This is a genomic window from Bacillus haynesii, assembly GCF_001969855.1.
In the GTDB taxonomy this organism is placed as follows: domain Bacteria; phylum Bacillota; class Bacilli; order Bacillales; family Bacillaceae; genus Bacillus; species Bacillus haynesii.
On the sequence record NZ_MRBL01000041.1, the window covers coordinates 1 to 1294 of the forward strand.

1 protein-coding gene is annotated in these 1294 nt (G+C 43.4%); it reads right to left on the minus strand.

The window, feature by feature from the left end; translation table 11 throughout:
• On the minus strand, positions 1 to 1294 hold a 1294-nt coding region (locus tag BTA31_RS21445; protein WP_076794142.1), incomplete at its 5' end, for an IS1182 family transposase.

A 1294-nucleotide genomic window follows, 5' to 3' on the forward strand; every position in this document is an offset into this window, starting at 1 on the left:
TCAGACCGTTGACAAAATAGGTCGGATTTTTATAATCCGACCTATTTTTGTCCAATTTATTCTGTTTTTTCGATGAGAATGCTGGCGATGAGGACTTTTCCAAGTCCAATTCGCCAGCTTTTTGAGATTCATGGCAGCGAAAACAAGCATCGCCTGCATGGACAATTTTTTCTTTCCCCGCAGTGTTGTCCAACGCAGGCCATGCTTGTGTTTTAAATCCGCAAAAACTCGTTCGATCGTTTCTTTGCGTTTGGCGTAGATTCGCCTATTCTCATCCGTGTGGCGAAGATGGTCGGCTTCATCCAAATGATCCTGCCAGAGATGCCTGTGAATCATCTTTCGATGATTTCGACTTTCCGTACATTGCTTCAGAAAAGAACAGTGTTCACATCGGTTTGGATCTGATGCATAAATCCGATAGCCTTCACGGTTGGTTGTGCGATATGTCAGAACGTGATCGTCAGGGCAAATATAAGCATTGTAATATTCATCGTATACATATTCATGTTTTCTCATGAACCCTTTTTTAGTTTGTGGTCGGGTGTAGGGCATGACGGGACGGACATTTTGATCACTTAGAAATTTTGCGATAAACGGCGTTTTATATCCGGCATCAACTGCGACCGTATGAGGCTTGGCGACGTGCTCTTTCACCTGTTGAAACAGGTTCGTGAACACTTGGCTGTCATGAATATTGGCAGGCTCAACAACCGTCCCCAGCACAAATCCATTCCGGTCACAAGCTGTATGAAAACCATAAGCAAAAAGACGTTCCCGTTCACCCTTTACAAAATAACCGCTCTCAGGATCTGTCGTACTTTCTTTTATTTCTCGTTCTTCTGAGCATTGCCTGGGCTTTAAGGGCTTTTTGCCGTTGGCTTCACGATCGGCATTAATTTCTCGATCTAATTGTTCCTGATAAGCTCTTGTTTCTTTTCTCACAATCTTCTTCACAAACTTTTTCTTATTCGCATTGGCTTTGACATGGGTTCCATCGATAAAGGCGACCGACGGGTCGACAAGACCGAGATCCATGGCCTGACGCAAGATTTTATAGAAGATTGTTTCAAATAGGTCCGTATCATGAAAACGGCGCTCATAGTTTTTACTGAAGGTTGAAAAATGAGGGATTTTTTCAGAAAATCCATATCCAATAAACCAGCGATAAGCGACATCGGTTTCGATCCGTTTAATGGTTTCGCGCATCGAGCGATGGCCAAACACGTACTGAATCAGAACCATTTTGATCAATACAACGGGATCAATGCTGGGGCGCCCTTTTGAAGAATAAAGG